Source organism: Caproicibacter fermentans (assembly GCF_009746625.1).
Lineage (GTDB): Bacteria > Bacillota > Clostridia > Oscillospirales > Acutalibacteraceae > Caproicibacter > Caproicibacter fermentans.
Window position 1 is genome coordinate 50,311 of record NZ_VWXL01000020.1, and the last position, 16,805, is coordinate 67,115.

The 16,805-nt window shown below is 47.9% G+C and carries 16 protein-coding genes and 1 pseudogene; 12 read left to right on the forward strand and 5 right to left on the reverse strand.

Translation table 11 applies throughout. The features are described from left to right. Positions 1 to 65 precede the first annotated feature (65 nt). Positions 66 to 440, forward strand: coding sequence for a RidA family protein (locus CAFE_RS04340; protein ID WP_066648254.1), 375 nt, complete (start codon positions 66 to 68; stop codon positions 438 to 440). 13 nt (positions 441 to 453) lie between these two features. Here the strand turns inward: CAFE_RS04340 and CAFE_RS04345 are convergent, their stop codons facing one another. Beyond that, the gene (locus tag CAFE_RS04345) at positions 454 to 1,122 is read right to left on the reverse strand and encodes a helix-turn-helix transcriptional regulator (RefSeq protein ID WP_066648256.1); all 669 of its coding nucleotides are present in this window, start codon (positions 1,120 to 1,122) and stop codon (positions 454 to 456) included. 160 nt (positions 1,123 to 1,282) lie between these two features. Between CAFE_RS04345 and sdaAB the strand changes: the two genes are divergently transcribed. The 11 genes and pseudogenes from sdaAB to CAFE_RS04395 all read left to right on the forward strand — a co-directional run bounded on the left by sdaAB (position 1,283) and on the right by CAFE_RS04395 (position 13,465). Beyond that, positions 1,283 to 1,942: an L-serine ammonia-lyase, iron-sulfur-dependent subunit beta gene (sdaAB, locus tag CAFE_RS04350; RefSeq protein ID WP_156989908.1), complete on the forward strand. Its 660-nt coding sequence runs from the start codon at positions 1,283 to 1,285 to the stop codon at positions 1,940 to 1,942. An 11-nt stretch (positions 1,943 to 1,953) separates the two neighbouring features. Continuing rightward, a complete protein-coding gene (gene sdaAA, locus CAFE_RS04355; RefSeq protein ID WP_156989909.1) occupies positions 1,954 to 2,850 on the forward strand; it encodes an L-serine ammonia-lyase, iron-sulfur-dependent, subunit alpha in 897 nt (298 codons plus the stop codon). Between the two features lie 82 nt (positions 2,851 to 2,932). Next, positions 2,933 to 4,150 carry a dicarboxylate/amino acid:cation symporter gene (locus CAFE_RS04360; protein ID WP_066648327.1) on the forward strand — a complete coding sequence of 406 codons (1,218 nt, stop codon included), beginning with the start codon at positions 2,933 to 2,935 and terminating at the stop codon, positions 4,148 to 4,150. Between the two features lie 582 nt (positions 4,151 to 4,732). Next, positions 4,733 to 4,861, forward strand: a pseudogene (locus CAFE_RS20600) (LacI family DNA-binding transcriptional regulator); the annotation flags it as partial. A 171-nt stretch (positions 4,862 to 5,032) separates the two neighbouring features. Next, positions 5,033 to 6,628, forward strand: a complete 1,596-nt coding sequence (locus CAFE_RS04365; protein WP_066648265.1) for a PfkB family carbohydrate kinase — start codon at positions 5,033 to 5,035, stop codon at positions 6,626 to 6,628. Then, complete coding sequence (locus CAFE_RS04370) at positions 6,625 to 7,542, forward strand: ribokinase (protein WP_066648270.1); 918 nt, start codon at positions 6,625 to 6,627, stop codon at positions 7,540 to 7,542. Before CAFE_RS04365 ends, CAFE_RS04370 begins: the two co-directional genes overlap by 4 nt. Positions 7,543 to 7,574: 32 nt before the next feature. Next, positions 7,575 to 9,071 (forward strand): sugar ABC transporter ATP-binding protein, encoded by a 1,497-nt coding sequence (locus CAFE_RS04375; RefSeq protein WP_156989910.1) that lies wholly within the window; start codon positions 7,575 to 7,577, stop codon positions 9,069 to 9,071. Positions 9,072 to 9,081: 10 nt separating this feature from the next. Then, the gene (locus CAFE_RS04380) at positions 9,082 to 10,041 is read left to right on the forward strand and encodes an ABC transporter permease (protein WP_066647386.1); all 960 of its coding nucleotides are present in this window, start codon (positions 9,082 to 9,084) and stop codon (positions 10,039 to 10,041) included. A gap of 62 nt (positions 10,042 to 10,103) precedes the next feature. Then, positions 10,104 to 11,288 (forward strand): sugar ABC transporter substrate-binding protein, encoded by a 1,185-nt coding sequence (locus CAFE_RS04385; RefSeq protein ID WP_066647383.1) that lies wholly within the window; start codon positions 10,104 to 10,106, stop codon positions 11,286 to 11,288. 119 nt (positions 11,289 to 11,407) lie between these two features. After that, entirely contained in the window at positions 11,408 to 12,406 is a 999-nt protein-coding gene (locus CAFE_RS04390; RefSeq protein ID WP_066647380.1) for an ABC transporter permease, read from the forward strand. Between the two features lie 3 nt (positions 12,407 to 12,409). Continuing rightward, entirely contained in the window at positions 12,410 to 13,465 is a 1,056-nt protein-coding gene (locus tag CAFE_RS04395) for a nucleoside hydrolase (protein ID WP_156989911.1), read from the forward strand. Between the two features lie 301 nt (positions 13,466 to 13,766). Here the strand turns inward: CAFE_RS04395 and CAFE_RS04400 are convergent, their stop codons facing one another. Genes CAFE_RS04400 through CAFE_RS04415 form a run of 4 tightly spaced genes read right to left on the reverse strand, consistent with a single transcriptional unit; the run spans position 13,767 to position 16,779 of the window. Next, a complete protein-coding gene (locus CAFE_RS04400; RefSeq protein WP_166525063.1) occupies positions 13,767 to 15,203 on the reverse strand; it encodes a TrkH family potassium uptake protein in 1,437 nt (478 codons plus the stop codon). A 48-nt stretch (positions 15,204 to 15,251) separates the two neighbouring features. Then, positions 15,252 to 15,917, reverse strand: coding sequence for a potassium channel family protein (locus tag CAFE_RS04405; protein WP_156989913.1), 666 nt, complete (start codon positions 15,915 to 15,917; stop codon positions 15,252 to 15,254). After that, positions 15,914 to 16,384 carry a potassium channel family protein gene (locus CAFE_RS04410; protein WP_156989914.1) on the reverse strand — a complete coding sequence of 157 codons (471 nt, stop codon included), beginning with the start codon at positions 16,382 to 16,384 and terminating at the stop codon, positions 15,914 to 15,916. Before CAFE_RS04410 ends, CAFE_RS04405 begins: the two co-directional genes overlap by 4 nt. Further along, positions 16,381 to 16,779, reverse strand: coding sequence for a tetratricopeptide repeat protein (locus tag CAFE_RS04415; protein ID WP_156989915.1), 399 nt, complete (start codon positions 16,777 to 16,779; stop codon positions 16,381 to 16,383). Before CAFE_RS04415 ends, CAFE_RS04410 begins: the two co-directional genes overlap by 4 nt. Between the last annotated feature and the right edge of the window lie 26 nt (positions 16,780 to 16,805).

Sequence of the window (16,805 nt, forward strand, 5' to 3'; positions counted from 1 at the left end):
ATAAAAAATATTTTAGTGATATAATAATGAAAAATCATAATTAATAACAGGAGGCAGTTGCCGTGATGAAAAAAACAGACACAAAAAATGCTCCCGCCGCGATAGGACCATATTCGCAAGCTGTCGAGGCAAACGGATTTTTGTTTACATCCGGACAAATCCCTCTCTCGCCCAAAACAATGCAAATTGTCGAAGGCGGAATTGAAGCTCAGACGGAGCAGGTCATCCAAAATCTGCGGGAAGTTTTGGCGGAAAGTCATATTTCGTTTGAACAGACCGTTAAAACAACATGCTATCTAGCCAATATAGACGACTTTGAAAAATTCAACCGTATTTATGAAAAATACTTTACCGAAAAGCCGGCCAGAAGCTGCATTTCTGTAAAAGCCCTTCCCGAAAACGTCCTGTGTGAGATTGATCTGGTGGCGACGCTGGCCTAATCGCGCAGCGTCCTTATTTGCGCGGCCGATTCCGAATATGCATATAAACCGTATTTTTTGAAATAGAGAGTATTGCGGCAATTTTAACTACTGCGTCTTTGAGATTAAATATTCCTTTTTCGTACAAGAAATTGATGATTTCCTTATTCCTGTTTGCAACGGTAATGGAACTGTCGTTAAAAACTTTTTCTTTTGCCATTTCCACCGACGCACGGATCAAATCGTCCGAATTCTCCACATAATTTTCCGTGAAAGTTTTGGCTGTTTCGATACCCGGCTGCGGCAGAAAAGAGTTGATGACTGAAAAAAAAGGGGTATTCAGATAATAATTGATACATAGCAGTCCGATAATCCGATTTTTATCTCCCTGAATCGAAATGGTGCAGGATTTTAACGGCTGTCCCGTTTTGCTCTTGCTGAAATAAGTCAAAAAATGCCGGTCGGAATTTTTTTGATTATTTTCCAGGAACGCTAACGCCAAATCCGTGATAGGCGCGCCAATGCTCCTGCCGGAATGGTACCCATGAATAATTTCGATCACAGAATGGTCAAGATCTTCCAGACTATGGAGGATCACTTCGCAGCTTTCCCCTAAATAATCCGCAAGTCCTTTCGCAAAAACCTTATAGGTTTCAATAATTTTTTTTTCGGTGATTGAAAGCTTTACGTTTGAATACTGCATAATTTCTCCTTACATTCTGATCAAACAGTCTTTTATTGAAGGTTTCCGTTATCCGATATTAAAGCAATTACATCTTAAGTGATTGTCCGGAACCCTGTCAACAGAAAAGTTTCAAGCCGTTTAAAAAGTTTTCCCAGGATAAAAGGAGCAGGAAGAAAATATGGACGTCTTCAGCATTATTGGTCCCGTCATGATCGGACCATCCAGTTCCCACACCGCGGGGGCCGTAAAAATTGGAAATGCCGCGGCTTCTTTACTGGGGGAAGAACCCGCATCGGCCGATATCCTGTTTGTCGGTTCCTTTGCCAAAACCTATAAGGGACATGGAACCGACAAAGCGGTAATCGCCGGTATTCTGGGCATGAAGCCAAGCGATTCACGCATTAAAACAAGTATGAATCTCGCGAAAGAAAAGGGAATCAAAATTGCATTTCGGCAAGGGGAGCTGCCGGGAGCCCACCCCAACACCATGGTGATCACCCTGGCGGGAAAGCGGGGGAAAAAGGTATCGGTTCAGGGAGCCTCCATCGGCGGAGGAAATATTGTCATCAACCGGATCAACAGCTATCCGGTCAATGTGGCCGGTCAAAACACAACTCTTCTCGTTTTTCACCGCGATGTTCCCGGCATGATTTCAGATGTTACAAGGCTCTTGGCAATTCGGGACGTCAACATCAATCATTTCAGTCTGAGCCGCAACCGTCGGGGAGGCGCCGCAGTCATGGCGATCGAAATCGACGGCGAAATGGACGATGATATTGCACAAGAAATCAATCGCGCCCACAATATCCTCAGCGCCGTAGTTTTAAGACTGAATTAGGGAGAAAAAGTATGTTTGCTTATGAATCTGTTCAAGAGCTGATTTCCGCAGCGGACAAACAGGGAAAGAAAATTTCCGAACTTGTATTGCGGGATCAGGCGGAATACCTGGAAAAAGAGAGTAACGCGATCTATGAGCAAATGCACAAGAATTTTCTTGTGATGAAAAAGGCCTCTGAAGACGGCTTAAAGAAAAACACGCGATCAGCCAGCGGCCTGACCGGCGGCAACGCCATAAAAATGAATCAGGTGGTCGAAGCCGGCAAAAGCATCTGCGGCAGGGTCATCGGGAAAGCCATTGCGAGAGCGCTGGCCGTTTCTGAAACGAATGCATGCATGGGCAGGATCGTAGCCGCTCCGACGGCAGGCTCCTGCGGGATTCTTCCCGCCGCCGTGCTTACCTTGGCGGAGGAGCACCACTTGGATGAACACGATGCGGTTATGTCACTGTTCACCGCCGCGGGCTTTGGCATGGTGATTGCAAAAAAGGCCAGTATTGCCGGGGCGGAGGGCGGATGTCAGGCAGAATGCGGTTCAGCGGCCGCCATGGCCGCCGCCGCCCTGACAGAGCTGATGGGCGGAACCCCGCAGATGGCTGGCCACGCTTGTTCGATCGCCATAAAAAACATTTTGGGGTTAGTCTGTGATCCAGTCGCCGGTCTGGTCGAAATTCCCTGCATTAAGCGAAACGCGTCTGGTGTTTCCAACGCGTTCATCTCGGCGGATATGGCACTTGCCGGAATTAAAAGCGCAATTCCGGCGGACGAAGTCATTGAAGCCATGAAAAAAGTCGGGGACGCGATGCCAAACAGTCTGAAAGAAACCGCAGAAGGCGGACTTGCTGCGACACCGACCGGAAAGGCTCTTTATAAAAAAGTATTTGGCCGCTGCGGCGATGAAAAGCTATAAGCTGCTCACCCTTGCGCAACGATGGATTTTGACGGTTGTTGCATTTCGTGCAGCAAAATATAATATTGAGGAGGAAGATAAAATGAAAAGCAAGTTAAAAAGGCTCGGTTTATTGCCAAAACTTCTGATTGCGATTTTCATTGGCACTATATTGGGTCTGACCACCCCAAGACCGGTGATCGGCATTCTGGCAACATTCAATAGCTTGTTTGGCAACTTTCTGGAATTCTCCATTCCATTGATTATCATTGGTTTCGTGGTTCCCGGAATCAGCAATCTGGGGAAAGGCGCCGGAAAAATTCTCGGCATTACGGTTGCCATTGCCTATATTTCTACCGTTATTGCCGGTTCCCTTGCCTATTTCGCAGATTCCTCCGCATTTCCGTTGTTCCTGAAAGCAGGTGCGGTTCAACTGGATGCTTCAGATCCTTCTAAAGCGTTGGTGCCCGCATACTTCACCATTCAAATGGATCCGATTATGGGGGTGGTCCCCGCCCTCTTGATTTCCTTTGTGCTCGGTCTGGGCGCTTCCGCCTTAAAGGGGGACTCCATTAGAAATGTTTTTAGCGAATTCGGGGAAATTATTGCACGACTGATTGAGAAAATCATTTTACCTCTTTTACCAATCTATGTGCTGGGTGTCTTTGCAAATCTGACTTTCACAGGAAAAGTATTTGAAATATTAAGCGTCTTTATTAAAGTTTATGGAATCGTTCTGATTCTTCACTGCTGTATTCTTCTGATTCAATACGCTGTTGCGGGAACCGTCACGAAAAGGAACCCGTTAAAACTGCTAAAAAATATGCTGCCGGCCTATGTTACGGCACTCGGAACACAATCTTCAGCCGCAACCATACCGGTAACTCTGGCTCGAACTAAATTGAATAAGGTCAGCGACGATGTCGCCAGCTTTGTCGTCCCACTCTGCGCCACCATTCACATGTCCGGAAGCACCATAACCATTACCAGCTGTTCCATTGCCGTTTTAATGCTAAACGGTACTCCTATAACGATTGGAAAGATGTATCCCTTTATTCTGATGCTGGGCGTAACCATGGTCGCCGCCGCGGGCGTTCCGGGCGGCTGCATCATGGCGGCCTTAGGCATTCTTCAGTCCATGCTTGGATTTAACCAGACTATGCTTTCTCTGATGATTGCGCTCTATCTGGCACAGGACAGCTTCGGCACCGCCTGTAATGTGACCGGAGACGGTGCAATCGCAATTCTGATGGATAAAATCAAAGAAAACACAATTCGAAAGAAAAATAAAGTCCCGGCGGACACAGAACCGGTCGGATGAACCCGCCGGCACCATGGGTCAATTGTCGCGCTGTCTTGCAAATCGTATTCCTGCGGTGATTTCACTTTGATATTTTCTCGGCACTCGTCCTCCACGGGTCATATTGGAGTTCATTAAATTGTTTATAACTTCCCCCATGGCTGCAACAATTTGGAAATCAACTTTACCTCCGCAAATGAAGTCCTACATATCTGCTCACTAAGGCACAAGGCGGTACTTCCCGGTTTTTCCGGTCGGTACCGCCTTGTGTTATTACGTGTGATGCTCTTTTGTACAACCGGGCCGTATCGGTTACTGTTGACGATCAGACGCCATTCGATTTTACCTGTTTGCCCGTGTGTAAACACATCACCGTGGGACTTATTAATGTCGACTCTGATCTGATATCTGCATAAGATTGCTTTGGGTGCCCGCTGGATTGGCATCCCTGCAATTATTTCGTCAATATTCACAAATTAATATAATGTATATGTTGCAGAAATGATGATTGACAAGCACACATAAATATGGTTAACTTATATAAGAAAACATTTTCGGAAACTATTTTCTTATTAAAATATGATTAAAGGGAGACATAAATATATGACGCTAAAAGAAATCGCCGAATTAGCGAATGTTTCTGTCTCAACCGTATCAAAAGTAATTAACAAAAAAGATGACAGTATAAGTTCTGAAACCAGAGAAAGAATTCTCCATATTGTAAAGAAATACCATTATTCACCATATATGGACAGAACGTCCGACGACTTAAGGCCTTCTTTGATCCTTGGAGTATTAATTGGAAGATCAGCCGACTACAGTTTTCTTACAGGTATCGTAAAGCAAGCAAGAACAAGAGGATACAGCACTATTGTTTGTGCATCTTCTTCAGCGAATGAGGAAATGCAAAATTTTAAAATGCTTTTGTCTCATCATGTTGACGGCATTATCTGGAACAAAGAAAAATACTCAATCACAGATATTCCGGACGATATTCTTCCGTTCTCTTTCAAAATATTTACTCTGAACAGTGAAAAAAAGCCTTCCGCAGCCAACCCTTATTTTTCATATTCAGAACTCGGCTATGCAGCCTCGAATAGTTTAATCAGGAAGGGGCACAGATGTATCGGCTGTCTTTCTTTAAAAAAGGACTACGCCGCTGGCGCTTTCGTGGAAGGAATTCGCAAATGCCTTTTTGACCACCAAATTTCGGAAGACGACGATGTCGTCTGGCGTCTTACAGAATCATGCGACTCGCTCTGGCTCCAAGCACATACCGGTATAATCTGTTTCGATTCCGCGGCGGTCGAAAAGATGGCCACCATGACGGAGTATCTGCATATAATGGTTCCCGAGGAAATTTCTGTCGTCGGCATTGATACTGAACACATGAAAATTGCGGGGACACAGCTTTCATCGATCGCAAGGCCTTTTGAAGAACTCGGGTCTTTTGCAGCGGACGGGCTGATCACAGCGGTCGAATCGGGAAAAACGGCCTATGAGCCCTTTCAAAAGGATTTCAGTGTCTCATGCTTTGACAGCATTGTTCCACCCAAAAAGACTAGGCGCAGTCATTTTGTCATCATGGGAACGATCAACGTTGACACCTTGATGCTCGTGGATAAGCAGCCGGAACCAGGGGAAACGATCAGCGTAAGGCAGCGGGTGATTATGCCCGGCGGCAAGGGGCTGAACCAGTCTCTCGGCGTAACCAAGCTCGGCGCTTCGGCAGCGTTGATTTCTGCTTTGGGCACCGATTATGACGGAAGACAAATGTTTCAATGCCTCAAGTCAAACTCAGTTTGTACGGACGGTGTTACGCTGCATGACAACCTGTCCACCGGCCACGCTTATGTGTTTATCCAAAGAAACGCGGAAAGCAATATTTCGGTGTTTGACGGTGCCAACTCGGCGCTGACCTCGAAAAACATCGATCAATATGAAAACCTGTTTGAAAATGTGGATTATTGTCTGCTGCAAACCGAATTGGATCAAAACCTTGTGCTTCACGCAGCGGAACTCGCCCATCGTCACGATGTGAAAGTAATCCTCAAGCCCTGTGCCGTGACATCCCTTCTCCCGGAGCTGGTTCAAAACACAGATATCCTTGTTCCCAACGTGAAAGAAGCCAACGAACTGCTTCCCAATGTATTCTCCTTGGAGAAAAAGGCAAAGATATTTAGAAAACAGGGGGCAAAAACCGTGATTATCACTCTTGGGGAAAAAGGGTGTTTCCTTCAGGACGACAAGCACGAAAAATATTTTCCGGCCGCCCGCATCACGCCGGTCGATACCACCGGCGCGGCCGATGCGTTTATTTCTACGCTTGCCTTTTACCTCTCCATAGGAAAAGATATAGAGGAAGCTATTCAATACGCGACTTGTGCCGCAGGCTTGTCAACAACCAGATACGGCGTACCGCCCGCACTGGTCAATAGGGAAACGCTGGAATTGTATTACTTTAAAAACCAGAATGACTTTAGGAGAACTGGAGAATGAAAAAACTAGTGCTGGGATCGCTCAACATTGACAGAACCTACAGAGTCACAGATCTTGTCAAGCCCATGGAAACGATCGCCGCAAATAAATACGAATCTTACTGCGGCGGAAAAGGATTCAATCAGGCGGTCGCCTTGGCGCGCGCCGGCAGCGAGGTTTTTTTTGCGGGGATCATCGGAAGTGACGGGGACATGTTTTGGGACGCACTCCATTCGGACGCGATCAAAACCGACCTGATGAGAAAATCCGAATCTCCGAACGGGCACGCTGTGATCCAGGTGGATGAGGAGGGGCAAAACTGTATCATCATTGTTTCCGGGTCAAATGAGAAAGTGACGGAGACGTATATCGACGAAGTCCTTTCGCACTTTTCGGAAGGCGACCTGATCGTTCTTCAGAATGAAATTTCCTGCGTAGGCTATGCCATCGAGCAAGCGAGCCGGAAGGGCCTTCAAATCGCCTTTAACCCGTCTCCGCTGAACAAAACGATTCAGACCTATGATATGGCAAAAGTGGACATCCTGCTGGTCAACGAAGTGGAAAGCAAGGCTCTTTTCGGGTCGGACGACGCAGAGAGCATCCAACGCGTTGTAAATAAAAAGTATCCCGGCACATCGGTTGTGCTGACGAAGGGTGCGGCCGGAGCCTGGTTTATCGGGGCAAACGGAAAAACGTATTATTCGGAGGCGCTTCCGTGCTCCGCAGTTGATACGACAGCGGCCGGAGATACCTTTACCGGATATTTTCTACACGAACTGTCCAGAAGCGATGATCCCTCAGAAGCTCTTCGGGTCGCTTCCATAGCCAGTGGTATTTCCGTGACCAGAAAGGGAGCATCGCCTTCAATCCCTTTTGGGAAAGAAGTACGTGAATTTATGAAAAAAACATTTGCCGGAATGAATAAACCCAATTAGTTTTTGAATCTCTCGATAAGGGTGAGGTGCTCATGAGTAACGATTATCTATGTAAAGCGGAAAAGCTCTGCAAAACGTTCGATTCCACGGTAGCGCTTTCGAATGTCGATATTGCGGTTAAAAAAGGGGAAATTCATGGACTGATCGGGGAAAACGGATCGGGGAAATCGACAATGTCGTCTATTTTTGCGGGGATTCAAAAAGCCGACAGCGGAACCATGTATCTAGAAGGAAAGGCATACAGCCCGACCGACACCATAGACGCGATGAATCGCGGGGTGAGCATGGTCGTTCAGGAACAGAATACGATCGGAAAGATCACCGTGGCCGCCAATATCTTTTTCGGCAAAGAAGCCTTGTTCGCAAAAGCGGGCTTTCTCAATGTCAAGAAAATGAACCAGGAGGCGCAGAAAGCCCTTGAATCCGTCGGTGTTTTCCACATTAAGCCGCGTGAAAATATTGACAAGCTGACTTTTGAAGACAGAAAACTGGTGGAACTGGCCCGCGCGTTTTATACCACGCCGAAGCTTTGGATCGTTGACGAAACCTCAACCGCCTTAACCGTCAACGGGCGTGACATTCTGTATAAATTGATGGAGAAACAGCGGGAAAGCGGCGGATCGGTGCTGTTTATTTCTCACGATATCGATGAGATTATGCGGATCTGCGATTCTCTTACCATCCTTCGCGACGGCGTCGTCACCGCGAAACTGGAGAAAAAAGATTTCAGCTCCGACACCATCAAGACTCTCATGATCGGACGTGACGTTTCAGGGCATTATTACCGGGAAGACAGCGGGGATGAAAGCTGCGGGGATATCGTGCTGGAAGCTGAGAATGTTTCGACGAAAGTCCTGAAAAACATATCGCTCTCCCTCCACAAGGGAGAGATTCTGGGGGTCGGAGGCCTGAGCGACTGTGGAATGCATGACTTGGGGAAAGTGCTGTTCGGATTAATAAAGCCGGATTCCGGGCGGGTCCTCAAGGGCGGAAGGCTCAAGGTTAGAAACGCGGCGTGGGCGGTGAAGGAAGGGATCGCCTATGTGTCGAAAAACCGAGACCGAGAATCCCTGATGACCATCTGCAGCATTAAGGATAATATCTGCCTGCCTTCTCTCAGGGATATCTCAAAGCATTATTTAATAACCAAAAAGAGCGAGAATGAACTAGCCGAAAAATGGTCCGGAAATCTCGAGGTCAAAGCCGGATCCATCAATGAGTACTGCAATGAGCTGAGCGGCGGAAACAAGCAAAAGGTCGTCCTCGCGAAATGGCTCGCAAAGGGATCGGACATCATGATTCTTGACTGCCCGACGCGCGGAATTGACGTTGGCGCAAAAGCCTCCATTTATCATCTGATCGAAGAGCTGAAAAAAAGTGGAAAATCCATTGTGCTGATTTCGGAAGAGCTCCCAGAACTGATCGGCATGAGCGACCGCATCGTGACGCTGCAGGACGGGAAAATTTCGGGTGAGTTTTACAGGACTGAGGGCTTGTCGGAAGCGAAATTGATTAAAAAAATGATATGAGGAAAGACTGATGGATAAAATTGTTGCTCAATTCAGCAGAAAAAAGAAATTGAACATGAGGGAAACCGTACGAAATTACTTCTCCTTAATCGGGCTTCTCATTGTAGCTGTGGTTTTTGAGATTCTGACAGAGGGCAACCTGCTCCAACCGCGAAACCTGATGAACATCTTCAACAATTTTTTCAGCATAGGTCTGGGAGCAATGGGCGTCGTTTTTCTCATGTCGCTTGGAGAGCTGGACCTCTCGGTGGGCGCAATCGCCGGTTTGTCCGCCGCGCTTGCCGCCTATGCGGCTCAGATCAGCCTGGTCCTGATCCTGCCCGTCGCCATTCTGACAGGAATCGGAATTGGATTGCTTAACGGCGTGATGATCGCGAGACTTCGGGTGGAATCCTTCATCGGCACATTGGCAATGTCCTTTGTGGCGAGAGGAATTACGACCTGGCTGTTAAACGGCTCGGTCGGCATCCCCATATCCCTGCGCGTCTTTGACCAGAATTCCGTCAAGATTTTCGTTTTCGTCGCGCTTCTTGCCGTATTGTTCCTTCTTTTCGAGTTTTCTCCTTACGGCAAACAATGCAGGTCCGTGGGCGCATCGGTGGATGCGGCAAGGCAATCCGGCGTCAAAGTTGAAAAAGTTCGCACCATGGCGTTTATGATCTCCGGTCTGATGTGCGGTCTGGTCGGCTTTTTCAGTCTTGTCCGCACCTGCACGGCTTCTTCAAAAACGGGCAACGCCTTTGAATTTGATGTGCTTCTGGCCGTCCTTTTCGGGGGAATGCCTTTGACGGGCGGCTGGCCGGTCAAGTTCAGAGCCGCGATTTTAGGAAGCATCGCCATGTCGGTTATGAAAAACGGAATGTCCCTCATGGGAATCGACGGACTGACCCAGCAGATTGTCGAAGGCGTGATCCTGATCGCGATCGTCGTCATCGCATTCGACCGCAAGAGCGCGAACGTAATTAAGTAATCAACAAGATTAATATCTTGTTGATGATAAATGCTAATTGGATGATTAACGGGAGGTAAAAAATGAAAAAGGTACTGTCAATGATCCTGGCGCTTACTCTGACCGTCAGCATGTTTGCCGGCTGCTCAAGCAATACGGGAACTTCCAGCGGAGCTTCCTCCGCACCGGGCACGGCCTCATCCGGACAAGCCCCAAAGGAATTCAAGATCGGGTTTCCTTGGGCGACTTCATCAACAGACCCAACCTTTGTTTCCATTGTAACCAACGTCAAAGCCGCCGTTGAATCGGCGGGCGGCGAACTGGTCCTTGTTGAAAGCGACCTTACCGCCGATTCCCTTGTAAACAACGTTTCCGACCTCATCAGCCGCGGAGTCAACGGCATCATATTCATGCCGGCATCCGACTCGATGCTCCCGACGGTGGACCGCATGTGCTCCGACGCCGGCGTATATTATTCGACGATGTTCCGCACGATCAGCGACTCGACGATCCGCGATCAGATCTACAGCTCCAAGTATTTCGCCGGCGGATGCAATGAGGACGACGAAGAATGTGCTTACAACATCACAAAGACCCTCGCAAGCCAGGGTGTCAAAAATCTTTGCGTCATCAACATTGCAAAGGGCGACACCTCCTCTGACCTGCGTGACAGCGGCGTCGCCAAGGGGATCAAGGAAACCGGAATCAAGCTGCTCAACACCACCTACGGCATCACGGTCCAGACCGATATGACAAAGACCATCGAAAGCTATATTGCCGCGTACCCCGAGATGGACGGAATCCTGATTGCGGGAACTTACTGCCCTGCGGCTCTTCCGACCATTGAAAAAGCCCTGTCGGACCATAAGCTCGCAGGGAAAATCAAGGTGGGCAGAATCGACTTTGATTTTACCATGGGCCAATACTTCGCGGACAAGTCCTTCAACGTCGCATATGGAGGCCAGCAGCAAATCGACCCTCTGCTATCAACCGTGATCCTGGTCAACTCGGTCATCGGAACTCCGATTGTCAAGGACAAGCCGTTTAACCTTGTCACGAACTACCTCGAACTCACTTCCAAGTCGGAGGCGGACGATTTCCTCACCTATTTCCTGGGCGACACCCCTGTTTATACGTCCGATGAAATCAAGAAAAGCCTGATCAAATTTTACGATCCCAGCATTAGCGAAGACACATTCAAGAAAACAGTCGACAGCTTTACGGTGGCCGACGTGGCGGCAAGGCACAAGGATCTTGTAAAGAAATAAAGCATCTTTCGCCGATAAAAACGGTTTCACGCAGGGCGGGGCGCCGCAAAACGCCTTTGCCCTGTCTGAAAACCGGAAAGCCTTTTGCACCGAACTACTTTATGAGGATACGAACTGAGATGAAAACGACTCTGTTAAAAGATTTGAAAGCTTTACTTCTGCCCATCATCGTATATTGCGTGTTCCTGGCAATCTCTTTTGAAAGATTCAGCAATCTCAACGGTATTTATACGATTTTTCTTCAATCTATTATTCCGACCATGACCGCATACGCGGTCGCCTTTGGCTATATGTGCGGTATTTTTGACTTTACAATCGGTTCGCGTATTATCATAAGCGGTCTGATTGGAGGAATTATGTCTTCCTGGTTTGGACTGCCGGGACTGATTATCGGCTGCCTGGTTGCAAGCTTGGTCCTTTCTGCGGTTACAGGCATTTTAAACTGGGTCTGCAGAATCCCTTCCCTGATTTTGACGATGGCCCTGACAATGATCTATGAGATCGTCGGGAAAAATATTGCTGGAAAATTCAGCTTTATCAGCATCGACTACCAGCACGCCGTGCTGGGAGCTTCTCCCTATATTGTTTATGTACTTATTTTTGCAACGATTATATTTTATTTCCTGTTCAGTTTTACAAAATTCAGTTACCATATGAGAGCTGTCGGAAGTGACGAGGCCGTTGCGAAAAACACGGGGATCAAAACCCAATTTGTCAAATTTATGTCGTTTGTGATAGGTGGTATTTTTATAGCAATCGCGGCCATCCTGACCATCAGCCAGTCCGGCTCAATGGGAGCCCAGACTGGTCTTGGCAGTGCGACCCTGATCTTTAAGCCGCTGATGGGCATTATGATTGCGATCGTTCTGCAGCCACTTTGCAATATAACCTTTGGAATCCTGATCAGCCAGCTGACGCTCAACACGATCTTTATCGGACTGATTGCAGCCGGTCTGCCGGATACGTTCCAGAATATCTCTCTCGGCTTCTTCCTGCTTGTGGTTATGATTATTTCCAACAACGTCGGAGGCTCCAAAAATCTGCTGACAAAGCTTCACGCTCCGTTTGTAACCCGTGCAGAGACAGCAGCCGCGGGGTCGCAAACGAAAGGAGAATAAACAATGACTTTTCCCAAACTTTCAAAAGAAGAAATGACAGCGCGTCTTGCGCCTCCCTCGGGCAAGATCCGAATGGTTCTCGACACCGATACCTATAACGAAGTGGACGACCAGTTCGCTTTGTCATATGCATTAATGTCACCCGAAAAGCTTTCAGTGGAAGCGGTTTATGCGGCCCCGTTCTCCGGCACGTTCTTTGCCAGACTTCTGAACAAAGACGATGTCACAGTCCCTATGACTTTTGACCTTGCAGAAGGTTTGGAGCAGAGTTATCAGGAGATCATTAAAATTTTTGGAATGCTTGACCAGTCTCCGGAGGGCAAGGTATTCCGCGGCTCTTCGGAGTATATGAAAAACCCCGATCAGCCTGTTTACAGCGATGCGGCACGCGACCTGGTTAAAAGAGCTATGGCAAGCGATGATATTCTCTATGTCGTTGCAATCGGTGAAATCACTAACATCGCATCCGCAATCCTCATGGAACCGGAAATTATCAAAAAAATTATTATCGTCTGGCTGGGCGGCCATCCTCTTTACTGGCCTCACACTGTCGAATTCAACATTGGTCAGGACCCGATCGCTTCCCAAATTATTTTTAACAGTGGCGTTCCGCTTGTTCTGGTTCCCTGTATGGCGGTAGCATCCAACCTTACAACCACCGCAGCGGAACTTAGAGAAAACCTGATGGGAAAAAGCAGAATAGGCTCTTATTTATCCGATATCGTCATCCGTCAACTCAGTCCGCAGAATGCCGCTAACATGCTCAATCTTTTTCGGCTCACTTATCTGAAGGGCACGGACGATTACAGGCAGAGTACCGAAGAAGGTGTTCCGTTTGGCGCGATGTCTCCATCCAGGATCATCTGGGACATTTCTACAATCGGATATATGATCAATCCCATTTGGTGCCCTTCAACGCTTGTACCATCCCCGATCCTGACCGATGATCTTAGATGGGAAATGGATCCGTGCCGACACCTCATGCGAATCTGTAACTTTGTGTATCGTGACGGAGTCTTTGGGGACATGTTTGCAAAACTTAGTAAGGCGCCGAAATAAATAAGGACTAAGGATACACTGAAAAAATATCCTTTTGAAAACTGGTCTTTTCGGGCCTTCGGCGTGCCTAAAAGTTAAAAGCTTTCTGATTTGGGCGCAGTTCACCCGCAAACAGCGCCGGTTGGCCTGCGCCATCCGCCCGATGTGGAAACACCGATATCTGCGGCCGGTTGGAAGTGGAACGGAAATTCAGCCTTGCCAACCGTAAACGCGGATTGGGGCTGAATTTCCTTTTTGATTGCTTTTACTTCCCCCTTCCGGAAAAAACGGTCCTTGTTCAGTTGACGTTATATAGCCATGATCAATTTACTGCTTTTCTTCCAATTTTTTGTTTTAGCACTGTTACTCCGGAGTATATTCCGATCAGCACAATGAAGATTTCCAGCCGCCCCAGCAGCATACCAAACATTTCGACGACCAATGTTCCCGTACCTGTGGCAGGTGTGGTTAAGCCGATAGAAAGTCCTACTGTGCCAAGAGCGGATGCAAACTCAAACATTGCCTCGACCAGCGAACACTTGGCCGTCACAGTGAGAAGCAATGTTCCGGAGATAAAAAGCCCGAGATAACAGGCTACAAAACCGGTTGTGTCAGATATCAAAGCGGAATCGATGGGCGTTTTTCCCTGCGCTCTGGTATAATAAGACGCTTCTACGCTTCTTGGCGGCAGGAGACGTTTTTTGATGTTTTGCGTGGTAATACGCAGCATAAGATAGACGCGGGACATCTTGATTCCTCCGGCTGTGGAACCGATTCCGCCTCCGATCAGCATCATCAGAACAAGGACGCCAACGGCAAGAGAGGGCCAGGATGTGTAACTCATGGTGGAGTATCCCGTTGTGGAAAGTGCGGAGGAGACATCAAACAGAGCGTGGCGCAGTCCCTCTCCAAGCCCCATATGGAGTCCGTTCATCAGGGAAAAAGCGGTGATCGGAATAAAAAGCAGGAGCAGCAGGAACATAAACTTTAACTCGCTGACCCGGAAAGCCCGTTTCCATTTGCCCGTTACCATCAACTGAAGAACCGCAAAATTTGTTGTTCCAATCAGCATAAGAACGACGGTGATAATCTCAATGGGAAAGCTGTTATATTCTCCAATGCTGTTCAGTTTTGTTGAAAAACCGCCGGTCGACAGCGCGCACATCGTATGGTTGATTGCATCGAACAATCCCATTCCGGCGATGACGTAAGCCGCCGTGCCTATAAATAAAAAAGCGTTATACATCAGGCAAATCGTTTGTGCCGTTTTTTTCAGGTTAGGCATAAGCTTGTCGGGATGGCCCTCGGCATTGTAAAGATTCATGGACTGTTTATCCTGAACGAGCATAATCATCATCATCACAAAGCCCAGGCCGCCGCAGAATTGCATAAAGCTCCGGTGAAACAGAAAAATATGCGGGGTTGCCGACACGTCCATCACGGAAAGGCCGGTGGTTGTCCATCCGCTGACCGCTTCAAACAACGCCTGAACGAGTGCCAACTGCTTGCTGATAACAAAGGGAAACGCGCCGAACACAATGCCCCACCCCCATGCGAAAAGCACAGTCAGGCTACTGCGCTGCATGGAGGAGCGCCATTCAAATTCTGCATCGTCCCTTTTCCCGGTCAGACAAACTATGATGCCCGCTGCGATGGAGCCAAGGGAAGGCAGCGCAAACGAAGCAGCGTAGGCCGCATCCTGTGGATAAAACGGCAGGACAATTAACGGCGCGGCAACAAGCAGGCCAATCAAAAGCATGAGTTTTCCGATACTGCTGCGATTTGAAAAATTGCGAATCAAACTTCTTCACCGTCCCGTCAATTCCTGAATTGCCGCCATTTCCTGCTTGTCTGAGGAAATCAGGACGAGCATATCACCTGCCAGAATGCGAGTGTCTCCTCTTGGCACCATGGTCATATCCCCCCGAAGGATACAGCCGATAACGACCTGTTTCGGGAGGTTAATTTCCCATAGCTTTTTACCCACGGCCGGCGCAGTACCCGGAATGGGTACTTCGGCAATACTGACACGTCCTTCTCCGATGGGAACCAGGGTCGCGATTTTGTCCATGAAAGTCTGCTGTTCAATAATACCGGTAATGGCGGAAATCGCGCAGACGACGCTGTCAATCCCCATTTTGTAAAAGAAATCTGTCTTTTTCGGATCTGTGAGAAGCGCAACGGTTTTCTTTACATGGAATTTCTTTTTACAAAGCTCACAGACGACCAGATTATCCTCGTCCTTCGAGGTCAGCGCAATTGCAATATCAGCGTCGCCTGCATTGGCGTCTTCCAGAACAAACGGCCTTGTGCCGTCTCCGTTGATGACCGTCAGCTTTTCAACTTCAGCCAGTTTCATACAATCCTCATATGTATCGTTAATCACCGTTACATGATATCCCTTATTGATTAGAGAAGAAGCCAGGGATTTTGCCTTGTTTCTTCCTCCAATCAGCAACACTCTTGTTTTCATGCTTCTCCCTCCTGAGAATTGGCCGTAGACAGATCTGTTTTTGCTAAAATCTTATCAATTTCCTTGGCGGACAAAATAGCAGGGCAGATTGTATCGATCTCGAACTCACGATAAACGCATTCTCGTTCAGGATCATAAAGTCTGGCTATCACACGATCAATCTGAAATAATTCACGGGCTATTTGCGCTACCATGATGTTTGCGTTGTCATTATTTGTTGCAGCAACAACAACGTCCGCTTTATTGATCTGGGCTTCCTGTAAGACTCCAAGATCCGTGGCGTCTCCGACTACTGTAAGCCCTCCATAGGAAGGCGACAGTTTGCGGAATGCGTCCTTGTTTTTATCAATAATCAGGACGTTACCGTCTTCGTCAGAGAGCGCATTCGCAAGATTTGCACCCAGCCTGCCGCAGCCGATCACGACGGTATAACGCTTGTTTACCTCTGTGTTTCCAAACGGTTTCATTTGCAATCTCTCCTGTCTACATGGCCAATGCCACGTTCATCATAATGGATCCTATACTGATCGTGCATTTCCTCCGGACAATCGCTTTCATCATACGCATAACTGCCATGTGAGAAGAAGGTCCCGAAGCTGTCGAGGTTTTGCCTTGCCGGCAGGTATGTGGGGTCAAGCGCCCAGGCGGCGCGAAACTGCTTCATTGCCGCAGGATGATCCCCCTGCTTTTCAAGCACTATGCCAAGCAGATTGTGTGGCTCCGGAGCATTCGGATATTTTTCCGCAGCACCGAAAATCAGCGTTTTGCATTTTTGAAACTCGCCATTACCTGCAAATGCTTTGACCGCATGACAAAGCGCTGTCAGTTCTTTTTTGCGCTCTGTTAGTTCCTGAGTCTTCATCGCAGCCAAGACCTCCTTCTCTTTTA

Coding starts and splice junctions, on each gene's coding strand:
- CAFE_RS04410 (WP_156989914.1), bottom strand. CDS start 16,384: ATGAAACCGTTTGGAAACACAGAGGTAAACAAGCGTTATACCGTCGTG.
- CAFE_RS04340 (WP_066648254.1), top strand. CDS start 66: ATGAAAAAAACAGACACAAAAAATGCTCCCGCCGCGATAGGACCATAT.
- CAFE_RS04375 (WP_156989910.1), top strand. CDS start 7,575: ATGAGTAACGATTATCTATGTAAAGCGGAAAAGCTCTGCAAAACGTTC.
- CAFE_RS04400 (WP_166525063.1), bottom strand. CDS start 15,203: ATGCTTTTGATTGGCCTGCTTGTTGCCGCGCCGTTAATTGTCCTGCCG.
- sdaAB (WP_156989908.1), top strand. CDS start 1,283: ATGGACGTCTTCAGCATTATTGGTCCCGTCATGATCGGACCATCCAGT.
- CAFE_RS04360 (WP_066648327.1), top strand. CDS start 2,933: ATGAAAAGCAAGTTAAAAAGGCTCGGTTTATTGCCAAAACTTCTGATT.
- CAFE_RS04385 (WP_066647383.1), top strand. CDS start 10,104: ATGAAAAAGGTACTGTCAATGATCCTGGCGCTTACTCTGACCGTCAGC.
- sdaAA (WP_156989909.1), top strand. CDS start 1,954: ATGTTTGCTTATGAATCTGTTCAAGAGCTGATTTCCGCAGCGGACAAA.
- CAFE_RS04390 (WP_066647380.1), top strand. CDS start 11,408: ATGAAAACGACTCTGTTAAAAGATTTGAAAGCTTTACTTCTGCCCATC.
- CAFE_RS04345 (WP_066648256.1), bottom strand. CDS start 1,122: ATGCAGTATTCAAACGTAAAGCTTTCAATCACCGAAAAAAAAATTATT.
- CAFE_RS04370 (WP_066648270.1), top strand. CDS start 6,625: ATGAAAAAACTAGTGCTGGGATCGCTCAACATTGACAGAACCTACAGA.
- CAFE_RS04395 (WP_156989911.1), top strand. CDS start 12,410: ATGACTTTTCCCAAACTTTCAAAAGAAGAAATGACAGCGCGTCTTGCG.
- CAFE_RS04380 (WP_066647386.1), top strand. CDS start 9,082: ATGGATAAAATTGTTGCTCAATTCAGCAGAAAAAAGAAATTGAACATG.
- CAFE_RS04415 (WP_156989915.1), bottom strand. CDS start 16,779: ATGAAGACTCAGGAACTAACAGAGCGCAAAAAAGAACTGACAGCGCTT.
- CAFE_RS04365 (WP_066648265.1), top strand. CDS start 5,033: ATGCAAAATTTTAAAATGCTTTTGTCTCATCATGTTGACGGCATTATC.
- CAFE_RS04405 (WP_156989913.1), bottom strand. CDS start 15,917: ATGAAAACAAGAGTGTTGCTGATTGGAGGAAGAAACAAGGCAAAATCC.